Raw genomic sequence first — 16,568 nt, 5'->3', positions numbered from 1 at the left:
CGGTACGGAGCGGGGTACCGCTACTGGTTCTGGTTCTCGCCCCGGTAGAACTCGAAGACCCAGCCGAAGAGGCCGATCAGGATCATCGGGAAGGAGAAGTAGAGCAGCCACCAGCCCATCGCGATGGCGAGGAAGGCGAGCGCACCACCGATGGCCAGCGACAGCGGCTGCCAGCTGTGGGGGGCGAAGAAGCCCACCTCACCGGCCTCGTCCGCGACGTCGGCCTCCTTGTCGTCCTGCGCCATCGCGTCGACACGCTTGGCCGTGAACGCCAGGTAGTAGCCGATCATGATGGACAGGCCGAAGGCCAGGAAGAGCGCCGTCGTACCGACCGGCTCCTTGGACCAGACGCCGTACAGGATCGCGACGGCAAGGATGAAGACGCTCAGCCAGATGAACATCTTGCCCTGGATCTTCACTTGCCGGCCTCCTTGGCGCCCGTGAGGGCCTCGGCCTCGTGACCCTTGTTCTCCAGCTGATCGACAGCGGCGATCTCAGGGTGGTGCAGGTCGAACGCCGGGGACTCGGAACGGATCCGCGGCAGGGTGAGGAAGTTGTGCCTCGGCGGCGGGCAGGACGTCGCCCATTCGAGCGAACGGCCGTAGCCCCACGGGTCGTCGACCTCGACCTTCTTGCCGTACTTGGCGGTCTTCCAGACGTTGTAGAAGAACGGCAGGATCGACAGACCGAGCAGGAAGGAGGAGATCGTCGAGATCGTGTTCAGCGCGGTGAAGCCGTCGGCGTCGAGGTAGTCCGCGTAACGACGCGGCATGCCCTCGGCACCCAGCCAGTGCTGCACCAGGAACGTGCCGTGGAAGCCCACGAACAGCGTCCAGAACGTGATCTTGCCGAGGCGCTCGTCGAGCATCTTGCCGGTGAACTTCGGCCACCAGAAGTGGAAGCCGGAGAACATCGCGAAGACGACGGTGCCGAAGATCACGTAGTGGAAGTGCGCCACGACGAAGTACGAGTCGGAGACGTGGAAGTCCATCGGGGGCGAGGCCAGGATGACGCCGGTCAGACCACCGAAGGTGAAGGTGATCAGGAAGCCGACGGCCCAGAGCATCGGTGTCTCGAAGGACAGTGAGCCCTTCCACATCGTTCCGATCCAGTTGAAGAACTTCACGCCTGTCGGTACGGCGATGAGGAACGTCATGAAGGAGAAGAACGGGAGGAGCACGCCACCGGTGACGTACATGTGGTGCGCCCACACGGTCACGGAGAGACCGGCGATCGCGATGGTCGCGGCCACCAGACCGATGTAGCCGAACATCGGCTTGCGGCTGAAGACCGGGATGACCTCGGAGATGATGCCGAAGAAGGGCAAGGCGATGATGTACACCTCTGGGTGTCCGAAGAACCAGAAGAGGTGTTGCCAGAGCAAGGCTCCGCCATTGGCCGCGTCGAAGACGTGGGCACCGAACTTGCGGTCCGCCTCAAGGGCGAACAGCGCGGCGGCCAGCACCGGGAAGGCGAGCAGGACCAGGACACCGGTCAGCAGCACGTTCCAGGTGAAGATCGGCATGCGGAACATCGTCATGCCCGGAGCGCGCATGCAGATGATCGTGGTGATGAAGTTGACCGAACCGAGGATCGTGCCGAAGCCGGAGAAGGCCAGACCCATGATCCACATGTCGGCGCCGACACCCGGCGAGCGGACGGCGTCCGACAGCGGGGAGTAGGCGAACCAGCCGAAGTCCGCCGCACCCTGCGGGGTGAGGAAGCCGGCCACCGCGATGATCGAGCCGAACAGGTAGAGCCAGTAGGCGAACATGTTCAGCCGCGGGAACGCCACGTCGGGCGCGCCGATCTGCAGCGGCATGATCCAGTTCGCGAATCCGGCGAAGAGCGGCGTCGCGAACATCAGCAGCATGATCGTGCCGTGCATCGTGAACGCCTGGTTGAACTGCTCGTTCGACATGATCTGCGTACCCGGACGGGCCAGCTCGGCGCGCATGAAGAGCGCCATGAGTCCGCCGATGCAGAAGAAGACGAACGACGTGACCAGGTACATCGTCCCGATCGTCTTGTGATCGGTGGTGGTCAGCCACTTGATCACGACGTTACCGGGCTGCTTGCGCCGTACGGGCAGCTCGTTCTCGTACGAGTCCTCAGCTGCGGCGGCACCCTGGGTTTCGTTGTGGATGCTCACAGTTGGTTCTTCTCCGCATTCCTGGCCGGGTCCGTCTGCTCGATGCCAGACGGGATGTAGCCGGTCTGCCCCTTCTCGGCCAGCTCCTTCAGGTGCGCCTGGTAGCGCTCCGGGGAGACCACCTTGACGTTGAAGAGCATCCGGGAGTGGTCGACACCGCACAGCTCGGCACACTTGCCGAGGAACGTGCCTTCCTGCGTCGGAATCACCTCGAAGGCGTTGGTGTGCCCCGGGATGACGTCCTGCTTCATCAGGAAGGGGACGACCCAGAAGGAGTGGATGACGTCACGCGAGGTCAGGACGAACCTGACCTTCTCGCCCTTGGGCAGCCACAGGGTCGGACCCGGGTTGCCCGTCTGCGGGTTCCGGTCGCCGGGGATACCGGCGTCGTAGACACCGCCGGCGTTCTCCGGGAACGCCTCCAGGAACTTGTCCGGGATCGAGGCGAGGTTCTTGTCCGTCTTGGCGTCACCCTTCACACCGGGCACGTTCTCGACGTAGTTGAAGCCCCAGCTCCACTGGTAGCCGACCACGTTGACCGTGTGGGCCGGCTTCGGGGAGAGCTCGAGGAGCTTCGACTCGTCGCGCGCGGTGAAGTAGAAGAGCACCGAGACGATGATGAGCGGAGTGACCGTGTACAGCGCCTCGATGGGCATGTTGTAACGGGTCTGCGGAGGTACCTCGACCTTGGTCCGGCTGCGCCGGTGGAAGATGGTGGCCCAGAGGATCAGGCCCCACACCAGGACGCCGGTAATGAGCGCGGCAGCCCAGGAGCCCTGCCACAGGGAGAGGATCCGAGGCGCCTCTTCCGTGACTGGGGTGGGCATACCGAGGCGGGGGAAGTCTTCCCAGTTGTACGAGCAGCCCGTGGCTGTCGCCAGGATCAGGCCCGCAGTCAGCACCTGCGGCAGCTTCCGCCGCATCGGGCGCCGCGACGAGCGGTCGGAGCCGTTGGGACTCACGTAGCGCCTTCCCGAGAGTCTCGGCCCGCGTTGGTCGGCCACGGCCGTCCGTCTCGCTGGTCGGTCGCCGCCCCGGCCGCGGGCAGGGGTTTGGATGTTTATGCGGACCAAACCCTACTGGACGCTATTTGGGGTCGCGCGGGGAGGGTGCCCAACGCGCCGTCCGAGTCCCCGAAGGGGTGGACTCCGGGGTTCCGGAGGGGGGTGGAACGCGTCCGTTCGGCGGTCTGCCGGTGCGCCGCCGCCCGCTTCTGACGAGGGCTCACCGGGGCCGGACGAAGATCACCCCGGGCCCCGCCGCGACCGGGCCGTCCGGCCGGTTCCCACAGGCCCTACGGTGGGCGGATGCCGTACTTCGACGCCGCGTCCGCCGCCCCGCCGCACCCCGTCGCCCGTCAGGCGCTGCTCGCCTCCCTGGACGAGGGCTGGGCCGATCCGGCCCGGCTGTACCGGGAGGGGAGGCGGGCCCGGCTGCTCCTCGACGCCGCCCGGGAGGCCGCGGCGGAGGCCGTGGGGTGTCGCCCGGACGAGCTCGTGTTCACTCCTTCGGGGACGCGCGCGGTTCACGCGGGAATCTCCGGCACTCTCGCGGGGCGTCGGCGTGTCGGGAACCGGCTCCTGTTCTCCGCGGTCGAACACTCCTCCGTGCTCCATGCGGCCGAGTCGCACGCGGCGGCGGGCGGGGCGGTGGCCGAGGTGCCGGTGGGCCGGTCCGGCGCGGTGGACGCCGCCGGGTTCGCGGCGGCGCTCGACGCCGGTACGGCCCTGGCGTGTCTCCAGTCGGCCAACCACGAGGTGGGGACCGAGCAGCCGGTGGCGGAGGTGGCCGAGGCCTGCCGGGCGGCGGGGGTGCCGCTCCTGGTGGACGCGGCCCAGTCGCTCGGCTGGGGGCCGGTGGCGGACGGCTGGTCGCTGCTCACGGCGAGCGCGCACAAATGGGGCGGCCCGGCGGGGGTGGGGCTGCTCGCCGTGCGCAAGGGAATCAGGTTCGCGCCCCAAGGCCCTTCGGACGAGAGGGAGTCGGGCCGATCGCCCGGTTTCGAGAATCTGCCGGGGATCGTGGCGGCGGCGGCCTCGCTGCGGGCGGTGCGGGCGGAGGCGGCGGCCGAGGGGGCGCGGCTGCGAGCGCTCGTGGACCGGATCCGGGCGCGGGTGCCGGAGCTGGTGCCCGAGGTGGAGGTGGTGGGCGACCCGGTGCGCCGGCTGCCCCATCTGGTGACGTTCTCCTGTCTCTATGTCGATGGGGAGACACTGCTGCACGAGCTGGACCGGGAGGGTTTCTCCGTTTCATCCGGTTCGTCGTGCACGAGTTCGACGCTGACGCCCAGCCATGTGCTGCGGGCGATGGGGGTGCTGAGCGAGGGGAACGTCCGGGTGTCCCTGCCGGCGGGCACGACGGCCGAGGACGTGGACCGCTTCCTTGAGGTGCTGCCGGGGGTGGTGGCGGGCGTACGGGAGCGGCTGGGCGCCCCGGTGGCCCCGGTGGCCGCCCCGGCGGCGGAGGCGGGCCCGCTGGTGGTGGACGCGCTCGGCCGGCGCTGCCCGATCCCGGTGATCGAGCTGGCGAAGGTGATCGGTGACGTCCCGGTGGGCGGCACGGTGACGGTCCTGGCGGACGACGCGGCGGCGCGGCTGGACATCCCGGCCTGGTGCGAGATGCGCGGCCAGGAGTACGTGGGCGAGGAGCCCTCGGAGCGCGGCGGCGTGGCGTACGTGGTGCGCCGGGTGGCGTAGACCCGCCGACGGCGCGGATGCGCCACGGGGCCCGCGCGCGTGCGCGGGCCCCGGTGTGCCCGGACATGCCGCGGGGCCGCGCGTGCGGGCCCCGGGCGGGTGGTGTCAGGCCAGGTGCGACTGGACCTCGGCGGCGGCGTCCTCGCCGTACGCCTTGGTGAAGCGCTCCATGAAGTTGGCGCGGCGCAGGGTGTACTCCTGGGTGCCGAGGGTCTCGATGACCAGGGTGGCCAGCATGCAGCCGACCTGCGCGGCGCGCTCCAGGCCGACGCCCCAGGACAGGCCGGTGAGGAAGCCGGCGCGGAAGGCGTCGCCGACGCCGGTCGGATCGACCTTGGCGGTCTCCTCGGGGCAGCCGACCTCGATCGGGGTGTCACCGACGCGCTCGATGCGCACACCGCGCGAGCCGAGGGTGGTGACCCGGTGGCCGACGCGGGCGAGGATCTCGGCGTCGGTCCAGCCGGTCTTGGACTCGATGAGGCCCTTCTCGTACTCGTTGGAGAAGAGGTAGGTCGACCCGTCGAGGAGCGTGCGGATCTCCTCGCCGGCCATGCGGGCGATCTGCTGCGAGAAGTCGGCGGCGAAGGGGATGCCGCGCGTCTTGCACTCCTCGGTGTGGCGGAGCATCGCCTCGGGGTCGTCGGCGCCGATCAGGACCAGGTCGAGCCCGCCGACGCGGTCGGCGACGGCCTTGAGCTCGATCAGCCGGGCCTCGCTCATCGCGCCCGTGTAGAAGGAGCCGATCTGGTTGTGGTCCCTGTCCGTGGTGCAGACGAAGCGGGCGGTGTGCAGGACCTCGGAGATCCGCACCGAGCCGGTGTCGACGCCGTGCCGGTCGAGCCAGCCCCGGTACTCGTCGAAGTCGTAGCCGGCCGCGCCCACCAGGACCGGGCTGCCGCCGAGCTGGCCCATGCCGAAGCAGATGTTGGGGCCGACACCGCCCCGCCGGACGTCGAGGTTGTCGACGAGGAAGGAGAGCGACACCGTGTGGAGCTGGTCGGCCACGAGCTGGTCGGCGAACCGGCCGGGGAAGGTCATGAGGTGGTCGGTGGCGATGGAGCCGGTGACTGCGATACGCACGGCGGGGTGCTCCTGCGGGAAGGCGGCAATGACAGACAGTTCACGCTACCGGGTGGGGGCGCGCCTGCCGAACAGTGGAAACTACCCCAGAGTAGGCCTTTTCCCCGGGGGCGTACGGTGCTTACGGTGCGCCCATGACCCTCTACCCCGCTTCACGTGAGCGACACGAGTCCGAGTTGAGCCTCGCCGACCTGCGGGGCGACAGCGCTCGGATGGCTCCGCACTGGGTGACCCCCGCCTCCCCCGTACCCGCCCCGGTCTCCCCGGCGTTGATCCACGGGGTCGTCGTACCGGCGGCATCGGCACGGCTGATCGACGCCACGGCCGAATACGGGGGCTGACGGACGGAACCGTCCGCCCGCCCGCTCCGTCCCATCGGCGTCCGGTCGAGACGAGGGAGCTTTGCGGTGAGCGGTACGGAGAACGTACGGAGGCGACGGAACGTCCTGGCCGCCTCGGTGGCGGCGGGTGTGCTGCTCGCCGGGGGCGGCGGGGTCTACCTGGCCGGCGCGGCGTCCGGTGACGACACCGGACCGGCGGGCCGGGCCGCCGACGCGGCCGGGCCCCCACCCCCGCTGCGGCTCGGAGGCGGCGGTACGGGCACCGGCGGCGAGACGGCCACCCGGGGCGGTCCCGGGATCGCGCCCGGCGAGCCCGACCCCGGCGGCGGTCCGAACGGGACCGTCTACACAGCCAAGGGCCCACTCCCCCAAGGGCCCTCCTCGGCCGCGGTCCACCGGCCCGAGGGCCTGGTCACCTCCGCGGAGGTGACCAGGCTGGCCGGGGCGCTGGGCGTCTCCGGCCGTCCGGCCCTGGTGGGGGACGTCTGGACCATCCGGCCCGAGAAGGACGGTGCGGGGCCGCGGCTCGACGTGGCGAAGCAGGCACCGGGGAACTGGACGTACTCCTGGTACGACGGCGGACCGGTCGGCGACACCTGTCTGAAGGGCAAGGCCTGCCCGCCGCCCGGAGAGCCCTCGAAGCAGTCGCCGGGCGGTACGCCGCTGAGCGAGGCGGCGGCGAAGGCGGCGGCGGCTCCGGTCCTGAAGGCGCTCGGCCAGGACGACGCGAAGGTCACCGCGAGCCAGGTGGTGAACGGTTCGGTTCGGGTGGTCAACGCCGATCCGGTGGTGGGCGGGCTGCCGACCTACGGCTGGTCGACGGGGCTGCACATCGGCCGGGACGGGAAGCCGGTCTCCGGGAGCGGGATGCTCAAGGTGCCGGTGCGCGGCGCCACGTATCCGGTGGTCGGGGCGTCGAAGGCGCTCGCCGCGCTGAACGAGGAGTCGAAGGGCGCCGGCCCCGTCGGTGTCGGGGGCTGCCCCACCGGGCCGCCCACCTCGCCGGGTGACGTCATCGGGAGCGGGCGGGTCGAGGGGAACGGGCAGACCGAGCCCGGCGGGCCCTGCCGGACGGTCGTGGACCGGGCGCAGCCGGAGCGGGTGGCGGTGACGGGCGCGGTGTTCGGTCTGGCCGCGCGCGATGTGGACGGCGAGCGGCTGCTCGTACCGTCCTGGCTGTTCACGGCGGACCCGGACGACGGGGCGCCGTACACGGTGCCGGAGACGGCGGTGGCCCAGGAGTACCTGGCGCCGCCCGCGAAGCCCTCGCCGACGCCTCCTCCCGGGGACGGCGGCACGGCGCCGGCACGGCAGGTCGAGTCCTACCGCTCGGAGGACGGCGGCCGGAAGCTCGCCGTCACCTTCTGGGGCGGGGTGTGCAGCACGTACGAGGTGACGGCCGAGGAGCGTCCGGAGCGGGTGTCGGTGCGGATCACCGAGGCGCCGGTCGACCCGGACCGGGTCTGCATCATGGTCGCCAAGGAGTTCACCCGGACCGTGACGCTCCAGGTGCCGCTGGGCTCCCGTCCGGTGGTCGACGCGGCGAGCGGCGAGGCGGTGCCGCGGCGCTGAGACGCCGGTGCGCCGGGGTCCGGCCGGGGCATACGTGAGGGCGGCGGCCCGGGATCACTCCCGGGCCGCCGCCCTCACGTACGTACGGCCTAGCTGAACGAGTCGCCGCAGGCGCAGGAGCCCGTGGCGTTCGGGTTGTCGATGGTGAAGCCCTGCTTCTCGATGGTGTCGACGAAGTCGATCGAGGCGCCACCCAGGTACGGGGCGCTCATGCGGTCGGTGACGACCTTGACGCCGTCGAAGTCCTTGACGACATCGCCGTCGAGCGAACGCTCGTCGAAGAACAGCTGGTAACGCAGGCCGGAGCAGCCGCCGGGCTGAACGGCGACGCGCAGGGCCAGGTCCTCGCGGCCTTCCTGGTCGAGGAGGGCCTTGACCTTGGCCGCGGCGGCGTCGGACAGGAGGATGCCGTCGCTGACAGTGGTCTTCTCGTCCGATACGGACATCTGCTTCTCTCCCGGTGTGTACGGAGACTGCTTGCCGACGGTTGCAACCGACGGTGCCCCGGATTCATTCCGGGCCGCGTGGGGTCTTTCCTCCTTCATGCTCGCACACCCTGTCCATCTGCGGGGACGACGAAGTCCAGGGACGGCGAAGGCGAATTCGTCACATCGACACTATGGACATCGTCAACGTGACGTGAAGGGGTTATGATAGATAGCGTCATTTCGACGAAAAGGTTCCCCGAAGAAAGGGTGCGTGACGTGACCACGGCCCAAACCCGTCCTGAGCTCGACGTACAGCCGACGCCGCTCGCCCTGCTCCTGCTCGGTCGCGAGGCCGACCCGAAGAGCGAGCGCGGCGTGGAGTGTCCCGGCGATCTGCCGTCTCCCTCCGACCCGGACCTGGTGGAGCGCGCCCGCGCCGCCAAGGAGAAGCTCGGGGACAAGGTCTTCGTCCTCGGCCACCACTACCAGCGCGACGAGGTCATCCAGTTCGCCGATGTCACCGGCGACTCCTTCAAGCTCGCGCGCGACGCCGCCGCCAAGCCGGAGGCCGAGTACATCGTCTTCTGCGGTGTCCACTTCATGGCGGAGTCGGCCGACATCCTCACCGGCGACGAGCAGAAGGTCGTCCTGCCCGACCTGGCGGCCGGCTGCTCGATGGCCGACATGGCCACCGCCGAGCAGGTCGCGGAGTGCTGGGACGTGCTGACCGAGGCCGGCATCGCCGAGCGGGTCGTGCCCGTCTCGTACATGAACTCCTCGGCCGACATCAAGGCCTTCACCGGCAAGCACGGGGGCACGATCTGCACCTCGTCCAACGCCGAGCGGGCGCTGAACTGGGCCTTCGAGCAGGGGGAGAAGGTGCTGTTCCTTCCGGACCAGCACCTGGGCCGCAACACCGCCGTCCGCGACATGGGCATGTCCCTGGACGACTGCGTGCTCTACAACCCGCACAAGCCCAACGGCGGACTGACCGTCGAGGAGCTGCGCGCCGCCAAGATGATCCTGTGGCGGGGCCACTGCTCGGTGCACGGCCGCTTCTCGGTGGACTCGGTGAACGACGTGCGCGCGCGCATCCCGGGCGTGAACGTGCTCGTCCACCCGGAGTGCAAGAACGAGGTCGTCGCCGCCGCCGACTACGTGGGCTCGACCGAGTACATCATCAACACCCTGGAGGCGGCCCCGGCCGGTTCCAAGTGGGCGATCGGCACCGAGCTGAACCTCGTCCGACGGCTGGCGAACCGTTTCGCCGACCAGGACAAGGAGGTCGTCTTCCTCGACAAGACGGTCTGCTTCTGCTCGACCATGAACCGCATCGACCTGCCGCACCTGGTGTGGACCCTGGAGTCGCTGGCGGAGGGCAACCTCGTCAACCGGATCCGGGTCGACAAGGAGACGGAGAGCTTCGCCAAGCTCGCGCTGGAGCGGATGCTGGCGCTGCCGTAACGGTTCTCCCGTACGTACGCCGGAAGGGGCGCCCCACCAGCTCGTGGGGCGCCCCTTCGTCATGCCGTACGGATTCAGACGCCGAGGACGTCCAAGACGTTGTTCACCCCGTCGACGACGTCGGCGGCGGCCTTCCCGGCCTTCTTCAGCCTCCGGCGCTCCTTGCGGAGCTCCACCATCGCGTAGAGCGTCGGGACGAGCAGCAGGGTCAGCAGCGTCGAGGTGATCAGACCGCCGATCACCACCACGGCCAGCGGCTGGGCGATGAAGCCGCCCTCGCCGGTGATGCCGAGCGCCATCGGCAGCAGGGCGAAGATCGTCGCCAGGGCGGTCATCAGGATCGGGCGGAGCCGGTGCCGGCCGCCCTCGATGACCGCTTCGACGACGCCGAGGCCCTGGGCCCGGTACTGGTTGATCAGGTCGATCAGGACGATGGCGTTGGTGACGACGATGCCGATCAGCATCAGCATGCCGATCATCGCCGGGACGCCCATCGCGGTGTCGGTGACCACCAGGAGACCGATCGCGCCGGTGGCCGCGAACGGGACCGAGACCAGCAGGATCAGCGGCTGGATCAGCGACCTGAAGGTCGCGACCAGGAGCATGAAGACGATCGCGACGGCCGCGAGCATCGCCAGGAACAGGTTGAGGAAGGCATCGGACTGGTCCTCGGAGACACCGCCGATGGTGGCGGAGGCACCCTCGGGCAGATCCAGGGACTTGATCTTCGACTGGAGGGTGGCGCTCACCGCGCCGGTGTTGTCACCGACCGGCTTGGCCGTGATCGTCGCGGCGCGGGCGCCGTCGATCCGGGTCATGGAGACCGGGCCGGGGACCAGCTCGACGGTGGCGATGTCACCCAGCTTCACCGGGCCGAGCGGCAGGGCCTTGAGCCCGGCCAGGGTGGTGACCGGACGCGCCGAGGTGATCAGGACGTCCCGCTCGCTGTCGTCGAGGATCGCCTTGGCGGCCGGGGTGCCCCGGACGGCCTGGGCGACGATCATGCCGAGCGAGGTGGAGTCGAAGCCCGCGTCGGCCGCCTTGGCGTTGGCCCTGACCGAGATCCGCGGCACGGACTGCGAGAGGTCGCTCTGCACGTCGGTGACGTCCTTGAGCCCGGCGACCGCCGCGCGGACCTGCTCGGAGGCCTTCTTGAGGACCTCGGCGTCACCGGCCTTGACGACCACGCTCAGGTTCTGGCTGCCGAAGCCGCCGCCGGCCGAGACGGTGGTGTCGCCGATGCCGTCGAGGGAGCCGAGGCCCTTCTCGACGGTCTCGCGGACCTTCTCGGAGGAGGCGGACTCCTCCAGGCTGACCTGGTAGGTGGCCTGGTTGGTGCCGGTGCCGCCGCCGAAGGCCGCCATGAAGCCGGACGAGCCGACGTTGACCTGGTAGTCCTTGACGCCCTCGGTGTCCGCGAGGAGCTTCTCGATCTTCTTCGCGGCGGCGTCGGAGGCGTCCAGGCCGGTGCCGGGCGCCAGCTCCTGCCGGATGCTGAGCACCTCCTGCTCGCCCTGGTCGAAGAAGTTCGTCTTCAGGAGCGGGGCCATGCCGAAGGTGACGACGAGGACGGCGAAAGCGATGGCGAGGCTGGTCAGCCGACGCCGGGTCGCGAACCGCAGGACCGGCACGTAGAGGCGCTGGAGACGGCTCTTCTCCTCCTTCTCCTCGGCCAGCCTGCGGGCCTCCGCCAGGTCGTCCGGGGTGCCCTTGGGGGCGCGCAGGAACCAGTACGAGAGGACCGGGACCACGGTCAGCGAGACGAGCAGCGAGGCGAGCAGGGCCGCCGTGACCGTCAGCGAGAACGAGCCGAACAGCTCGCCGATCATGCCGCCCGCCAGGCCGATCGGCAGGAAGACGGCGACGGTGGTGAGGGTCGAGGAGGTGACGGCGCCCGCCACCTCGCGGACGGCGGTGAGGATCGCGGTCTGGCGCTCCTCGCCGTAGCCCAGGTGCCGCTTGATGTTCTCCAGGACCACGATCGAGTCGTCGACGACCCGGCCGATGGCGATGGTGAGCGCGCCCAGCGTCAGCATGTTGAGCGAGAGGTCACGGGTCCACAGCACGATCAGCGCGAGGACGACCGAGAGCGGGATGGAGACGGCGGTCACCAGGGTCGAGCGGATCGACGCGAGGAAGACCAGGATCACCAGGACGGCCATGACGAGGCCGAGCGCGCCCTCGGTGGTCAGTCCGGAGACGGCCTTGGCGACGGCCGGGCCCTGGTCGGAGACCACGGTCAGCTCGGCGCCCGCGCCGAGGGCGGCGCGCAGCTCGGGCAGCTTCTCCTTGACGGCGTCGGAGATCGCGACGGCGCTGCCGTCCTTGTCCATGGTGGCCATCACGGCGAGGCTGGGCTTGCCGTTGGTCCGGGTCAGGGAGACGCGCGGCGACTCCTGCTGGCGGACGGTGGCGACGTCGCCGAGGCGGACCGCCTTGCCCTTGCCGGGGACGGCCGCGGGGATGCGCAGGTCCTCGATCTGGCGCAGCGAGGTGTAGCCGCCGCCGACCTGGATGGTGCGGTTCTTCCCGGCCTCGGAGAAGGAGCCGGCCGGGATCGTGCCGCCGCCGGAGCGGAGGGCCTCGGCGAGCTTCATGGAGTTGAGGCCGGCCCCGGCGAGCTTCGTGTCGTCCGGGGTGACGGAGACCTGGAGGTCCTGGACGCCGCTGACGGAGACCTGGCCGACGCCGTCGATGTCCTCGAGGGCGGGCACGACGGTCCGCTCCAGGAGGTCGGCGAGCGCCTGCGGGTCCTTGTCGGAGGCGGCGGCGAGGACGACGGTCGGTATGTCGTCCGTCGAGCCGGCGACGACCTGCGGGTCGACCGAGTCGGGCAGCTGGGCGCGGGCCCGGTTCACGGCCTGCTGGACGTCGGCGACGAGCTGCTTCGTCGACTCGTCGCCTAGTCGAAGGAGGCCATGACGAGGGCCATGCCCTCGGAGGCGGTGGAGGTGACGCCCTTCAGGCCGTCGACGGCCTTCAGGTTGTTCTCCAGGGGCTCCACGACCTGCTTCTCGACCACATCGGGAGAGGCGCCCTGGTAGGGGGCGAGGATCGAGACCATCGGCAGCTCGATCGAGGGGAACAACTGCTGCTTCAGCTGCGGGATCGCGATCGCGCCGAACACGATCGCGACGATGGAGATCAGCCCGATCAGGGCCCGTTGCGCGAGGCTGAATCTGGACAGCCAGGACATGGGTCTCTCTTCTGTGGCGTGCTCGTCGACAGGCGGGAGCAGCCAGGACCCCGGCCGGGATCCGCTGGATCCGCCGGGGGCGCCCCCCGTCTATACGATCTGCCATCGAGCGCCGGAAGTCCTCGGTCCCCGGGTCCAGATCCTTATCCGGCGCATACCGCGTCTGGAGTACGCGCTCACTCCACCCGGGGGCGTACGAGACCGGACTCGTACGCCGTGACCACCAGCTGGGCCCGGTCGCGGGCGCCGAGCTTGGCCATGGCCCGGTTGACATGGGTCTTCACGGTGAGCGGGCTGACGTCGAGACGGTCGGCGATCTCGTCGTTGGAGAGGCCGCCGGCGACCAGGACGAGGACCTCGCGCTCCCGGGCGGTGAGCGCGGACAGCCGCTCGGTGCGGGCCGCACCGCTCCCGCCGACGTCCTCCGCGCCGGGGCCCTGCGCGAGGAACGTGGCGATCAGGCCCTTGGTGGCGGCCGGGGAGAGCAGCGCGTCGCCCGCGTGCGCGATCCGGATCGCGCCGAGCAGTTCCTCGGGCTCGGCCCCCTTGCCGAGGAAGCCGGAGGCGCCGGCGCGCAGCGACTGCACGACGTACTCGTCGACCTCGAAGGTGGTCAGCATGACGATCCGCACCTCGGACAGCTCCGGGTCGGCCGTGATCATGCGGGTGGCGGCGAGGCCGTCCGTGCCCGGCATCCGGATGTCCATGAGGACGACATCGGCCTTCTCGGAGCGGGCGAGGGCCACGGCCTGGGCGCCGTCGGCGGCCTCGCCGACGACCTGCATGTCCGGTTCGGAGTCGACCAGCACCTTGAAGGCGCTGCGCAGCAGGGCCTGGTCGTCGGCGAGCACTACCCGGATCGTCATCGGTCCTCCCCCGTTCGGGACGTCACGGGCAGTATCGCCTGGACCCGGAACCCGCCGCCGAACCGGGGGCCCGCGGTCAGGGTGCCGCCGAAGGCGCCGACCCGTTCGCGCATGCCGAGGAGGCCGTGGCCGCCGTGGGGAGCGTGGTCCCCGGCGGCGGGCGGGCCGCCGTTGTCGAGGACGGTGATCTCGACCGTACGGCCCACCCGGACGACGCTCACCTCGGCCTTCGCGTCCGGTCCCGCGTGCTTGCGCACATTGGTCAGGGCCTCCTGGACGATCCGGTACGCGGCCAGGTCGACGGTGGCGGGCAGCGGCGACTCGCCGTCGGCACGGGCCAGGGCGACCGGGAGGCCGGCCTTGCGGAAGGTGTCGAGGAGCCCGTCGAGGACGGCGAGGCCGGGGGCCGGTTCGGTGGGCGCCTCCGGGTCACCGGACTGCCGCAGCAGGCCCACGGTGGCGCGCAGTTCGTCGAGGGCGGAGCGGCTGGCCTCCCGGACGTGCGCGAGGGCCTCCTTGGCCTGGTCGGGGCGCTTGTCCATGACATGGGCGGCGACGCCCGCCTGCACGTTGACCAGGGCGATGTGGTGGGCGACGACGTCGTGGAGGTCGCGGGCGATCCGCAGCCGCTCCTCGGCGACCCGGCGGCCGGCCTCCTCCTCGCGGGTCCGCTCGGCCCGTTCGGCGCGCTCCCTTATCGCGTCGACGAAGGCCCGCCGGCTGCGCACGGCGTCACCGGCGGCGGCGGCCATGCCCGTCCAGGCGAAGACGCCGAGGTTCTCCTGCGCGTACCAGTGGGTGGGGCCGAAGGCCATGGCCGCGACGGTCAGCAGCGCCATGGTGACGAGGCCGACCCGCCAGGTGGTGGGGCGGTCCGTGCGGGAGGCGACCGTGTAGAGCGCGACGACGGCGCTCATGGCGATGGGGGCGGGCCGGTTGTCGCCGATCAGTTCCACGAGGGTGACGGCCACGGTGAAGCAGAGCACCCGGAGTGGGCAGCGGCGGCGCAGCACCAGCGCGACGGCCCCGGCGACCATGATCAGGACGCTGGTCACGCCGGGCACGTGGTCGCCGAAGGTCGGCCCGGTCCGGCTGCCGTGCGGATCGGTGAACGACCCGGCGATCATGCAGATGAGCGCGCCGAACGCCACCGTCGCGTCGAAGGCGAGCGGGTGCCCGCGGAACCAGTCGCGGAAGCGGGCGAAGGGGGTGCCGGTGGCAGGGCCGGTGGGGGTCACGGGGAACAACGGTACGGGGCGGGAGGCGGGACCCGTACGGGAAAGCACGATGTCCCGCCACCCCGGAGGCGACGGGACCCGTCGTACGGCACGGTCGGCCCGGAATGCCCGGGATCGGCCAGGGTTCACGATCGGCCGGGACCGGGACGTTTGCTGAGCCCGGGATCGGCCGGGGTCCACGCCCCCGCCGATCGGCCGGAATCAAGCCCCCGGGTCAGCCCGGGATCGAGCCCCCCGGTCAGCCCGGGATCAGGCCGCCGTCGGAGAGCATCTCCTTGACCTCGTCCAGGCCCGCGTCCGGAGCCGGGAGGATCAGCTCCGAGGGTTCGAGGGCGTCGTCCGGCAGTGGCTCGCCGAGCCGCCGGACAGCGTCGAGGAGGGAGCCCAGCGTGCGCCGGAACCCTTCCTCGTCCCCCGACTCCAGCTCCGCGAGCAGCTCGTCGTCCAGCGTGTTCAGCTCGACGAAGTGACTGTCGGCCAGCTTCAGCTGGCCCTCCCCCATGATCCGCACGATCATGACGCGTCCTGTCTGTCGCCTACTTCTCGAACCGCGGGTGGGACTGCTGCGTGTTCTCCTGGGGCGCCGCCGCGCCACCGCCCTCGATCGCCTGCTGCTGGGCCGACGGGCCGCCCGCCAGCTCGGCCTTCATCCGCTGGAGCTCCAGCTCGACGTCCGTACCGCCGGACAGCCGGTCCAGCTCCGCCTGGATGTCGTCCTTCCCGAGCCCGGACTGGTCGTCCAGGGCGCCGGAGGCGAGCAGCTCGTCGATCGCGCCTGCGCGCGCCTGGAGCTGGGCGGTCTTGTCCTCGGCCCGCTGGATCGCGAGGCCGACGTCGCTCATCTCCTCCGAGATGCCGGAGAAGGACTCGGCGATCCGGGTCTGCGCCTGGGCCGCCGTGTAGGTCGCCTTGATGGTCTCCTTCTTGGTGCGGAATGCGTCCACCTTGGCCTGGAGGCGCTGGGCGGCGAGCGTGAGCTTCTCCTCCTCGCCCTGCAGCGTCTGGTGCTGCACCTCCAGGTCGCTGACCTGCTGCTGGAGCGCGGCGCGCCGGGACAGCGCCTCACGCGCCAGGTCCTCGCGGCCGAGGGCGAGCGCCTTGCGGCCCTGGTCCTCCAGCTTGGAGGACTGGCCCTGCAACTGGTTCAGCTGGAGTTCCAGCCGCTTGCGGGAGGTGGCGACGTCGGCGACGCCGCGCCGCACCTTCTGCAGCAGCTCCAACTGCTTCTGGTACGAGTAGTCGAGCGTCTCGCGCGGATCCTCGGCCCGGTCAAGGGCCTTGTTCGCCTTCGCGCGGAAGATCATCCCCATACGCTTCATGACACCGCTCATGGGCTTCGCGCGCCCCCTTCTGACGGACTTCGGCTCCAGCTCTACGACAGGATCCACACTACGGGCCCTGTCTCCATTACCGCACTGTTCGGAGCGTGATGCGCTCCTCCCCAAGGACGACTACGTCCGGTGCTCCCTCCCGCGCAGGGAGTAGACGGATCCGGGGGAACCCTCAGTGGTCCCACGTACGAACCGCGCACACAT

Annotated in this window: 13 protein-coding genes and 1 pseudogene; 4 read left to right on the top strand and 10 right to left on the bottom strand. The window is 70.5% G+C overall.

Annotated elements, in window-relative coordinates:
• Nucleotides 1-20: 20 nt before the first annotated feature.
• The 3 genes from ABT154_RS06010 to ctaC are packed head-to-tail and all read right to left on the bottom strand — an operon-like array spanning nt 21 to nt 3,114.
• Complete coding sequence (locus ABT154_RS06010; RefSeq protein WP_351853426.1) at nt 21-419, bottom strand: cytochrome c oxidase subunit 4; 399 nt, start codon at nt 417-419, stop codon at nt 21-23.
• A complete protein-coding gene (gene ctaD, locus ABT154_RS06005; protein ID WP_351853424.1) occupies nt 416-2,152 on the bottom strand; it encodes an aa3-type cytochrome oxidase subunit I in 1,737 nt (578 codons plus the stop codon). The genes ABT154_RS06010 and ctaD overlap by 4 nt, the downstream gene beginning before the upstream one ends.
• Complete coding sequence (ctaC, locus tag ABT154_RS06000; RefSeq protein ID WP_351853421.1) at nt 2,149-3,114, bottom strand: aa3-type cytochrome oxidase subunit II; 966 nt, start codon at nt 3,112-3,114, stop codon at nt 2,149-2,151. The genes ctaD and ctaC overlap by 4 nt, the downstream gene beginning before the upstream one ends.
• Nucleotides 3,115-3,459: 345 nt before the next feature.
• On the opposite strand from ctaC, the gene ABT154_RS05995 reads away from it, so the two are divergent.
• Complete coding sequence (locus ABT154_RS05995; protein ID WP_351853419.1) at nt 3,460-4,848, top strand: cysteine desulfurase/sulfurtransferase TusA family protein; 1,389 nt, start codon at nt 3,460-3,462, stop codon at nt 4,846-4,848.
• A 105-nt stretch (nt 4,849-4,953) separates the two neighbouring features.
• Here the strand turns inward: ABT154_RS05995 and ABT154_RS05990 are convergent, their stop codons facing one another.
• Complete coding sequence (locus tag ABT154_RS05990; RefSeq protein ID WP_351853417.1) at nt 4,954-5,928, bottom strand: carbohydrate kinase family protein; 975 nt, start codon at nt 5,926-5,928, stop codon at nt 4,954-4,956.
• A gap of 134 nt (nt 5,929-6,062) precedes the next feature.
• On the opposite strand from ABT154_RS05990, the gene ABT154_RS05985 reads away from it, so the two are divergent.
• Nucleotides 6,063-6,269: a hypothetical protein gene (locus tag ABT154_RS05985; protein ID WP_056560431.1), complete on the top strand. Its 207-nt coding sequence runs from the start codon at nt 6,063-6,065 to the stop codon at nt 6,267-6,269.
• A 66-nt stretch (nt 6,270-6,335) separates the two neighbouring features.
• On the top strand, nt 6,336-7,841 hold the full coding sequence (locus ABT154_RS05980) for a hypothetical protein (RefSeq protein WP_351853414.1): 1,506 nt from the start codon (nt 6,336-6,338) through the stop codon (nt 7,839-7,841).
• A gap of 89 nt (nt 7,842-7,930) precedes the next feature.
• Here the strand turns inward: ABT154_RS05980 and ABT154_RS05975 are convergent, their stop codons facing one another.
• The gene (locus tag ABT154_RS05975) at nt 7,931-8,287 is read right to left on the bottom strand and encodes a HesB/IscA family protein (protein WP_015033024.1); all 357 of its coding nucleotides are present in this window, start codon (nt 8,285-8,287) and stop codon (nt 7,931-7,933) included.
• 249 nt (nt 8,288-8,536) lie between these two features.
• On the opposite strand from ABT154_RS05975, the gene nadA reads away from it, so the two are divergent.
• Nucleotides 8,537-9,733: a quinolinate synthase NadA gene (gene nadA / locus ABT154_RS05970; RefSeq protein ID WP_351853411.1), complete on the top strand. Its 1,197-nt coding sequence runs from the start codon at nt 8,537-8,539 to the stop codon at nt 9,731-9,733.
• Between the two features lie 74 nt (nt 9,734-9,807).
• On the opposite strand, the pseudogene ABT154_RS05965 reads toward nadA, so the two are convergent.
• The 5 genes and pseudogenes from ABT154_RS05965 to ABT154_RS05945 all read right to left on the bottom strand — a co-directional run bounded on the left by ABT154_RS05965 (nt 9,808) and on the right by ABT154_RS05945 (nt 16,364).
• Nucleotides 9,808-12,929 (bottom strand): annotated as a pseudogene (locus tag ABT154_RS05965) (efflux RND transporter permease subunit).
• A 176-nt stretch (nt 12,930-13,105) separates the two neighbouring features.
• Nucleotides 13,106-13,795: a response regulator gene (locus tag ABT154_RS05960; protein WP_351853408.1), complete on the bottom strand. Its 690-nt coding sequence runs from the start codon at nt 13,793-13,795 to the stop codon at nt 13,106-13,108.
• Nucleotides 13,792-15,033: a sensor histidine kinase gene (locus ABT154_RS05955; protein ID WP_351853405.1), complete on the bottom strand. Its 1,242-nt coding sequence runs from the start codon at nt 15,031-15,033 to the stop codon at nt 13,792-13,794. The genes ABT154_RS05960 and ABT154_RS05955 overlap by 4 nt, the downstream gene beginning before the upstream one ends.
• 238 nt (nt 15,034-15,271) lie before the next feature.
• Complete coding sequence (gene pspAA, locus ABT154_RS05950) at nt 15,272-15,550, bottom strand: PspA-associated protein PspAA (protein WP_351853403.1); 279 nt, start codon at nt 15,548-15,550, stop codon at nt 15,272-15,274.
• A gap of 19 nt (nt 15,551-15,569) precedes the next feature.
• Complete coding sequence (locus ABT154_RS05945) at nt 15,570-16,364, bottom strand: PspA/IM30 family protein (protein WP_351853400.1); 795 nt, start codon at nt 16,362-16,364, stop codon at nt 15,570-15,572.
• Between the last annotated feature and the right edge of the window lie 204 nt (nt 16,365-16,568).

The sequence above is a fragment of the Streptomyces sp. NPDC001728 genome (assembly GCF_040297565.1).
Lineage (GTDB): Bacteria > Actinomycetota > Actinomycetes > Streptomycetales > Streptomycetaceae > Streptomyces.
This window is presented reverse-complemented; position numbering and strand designations above follow the sequence as displayed.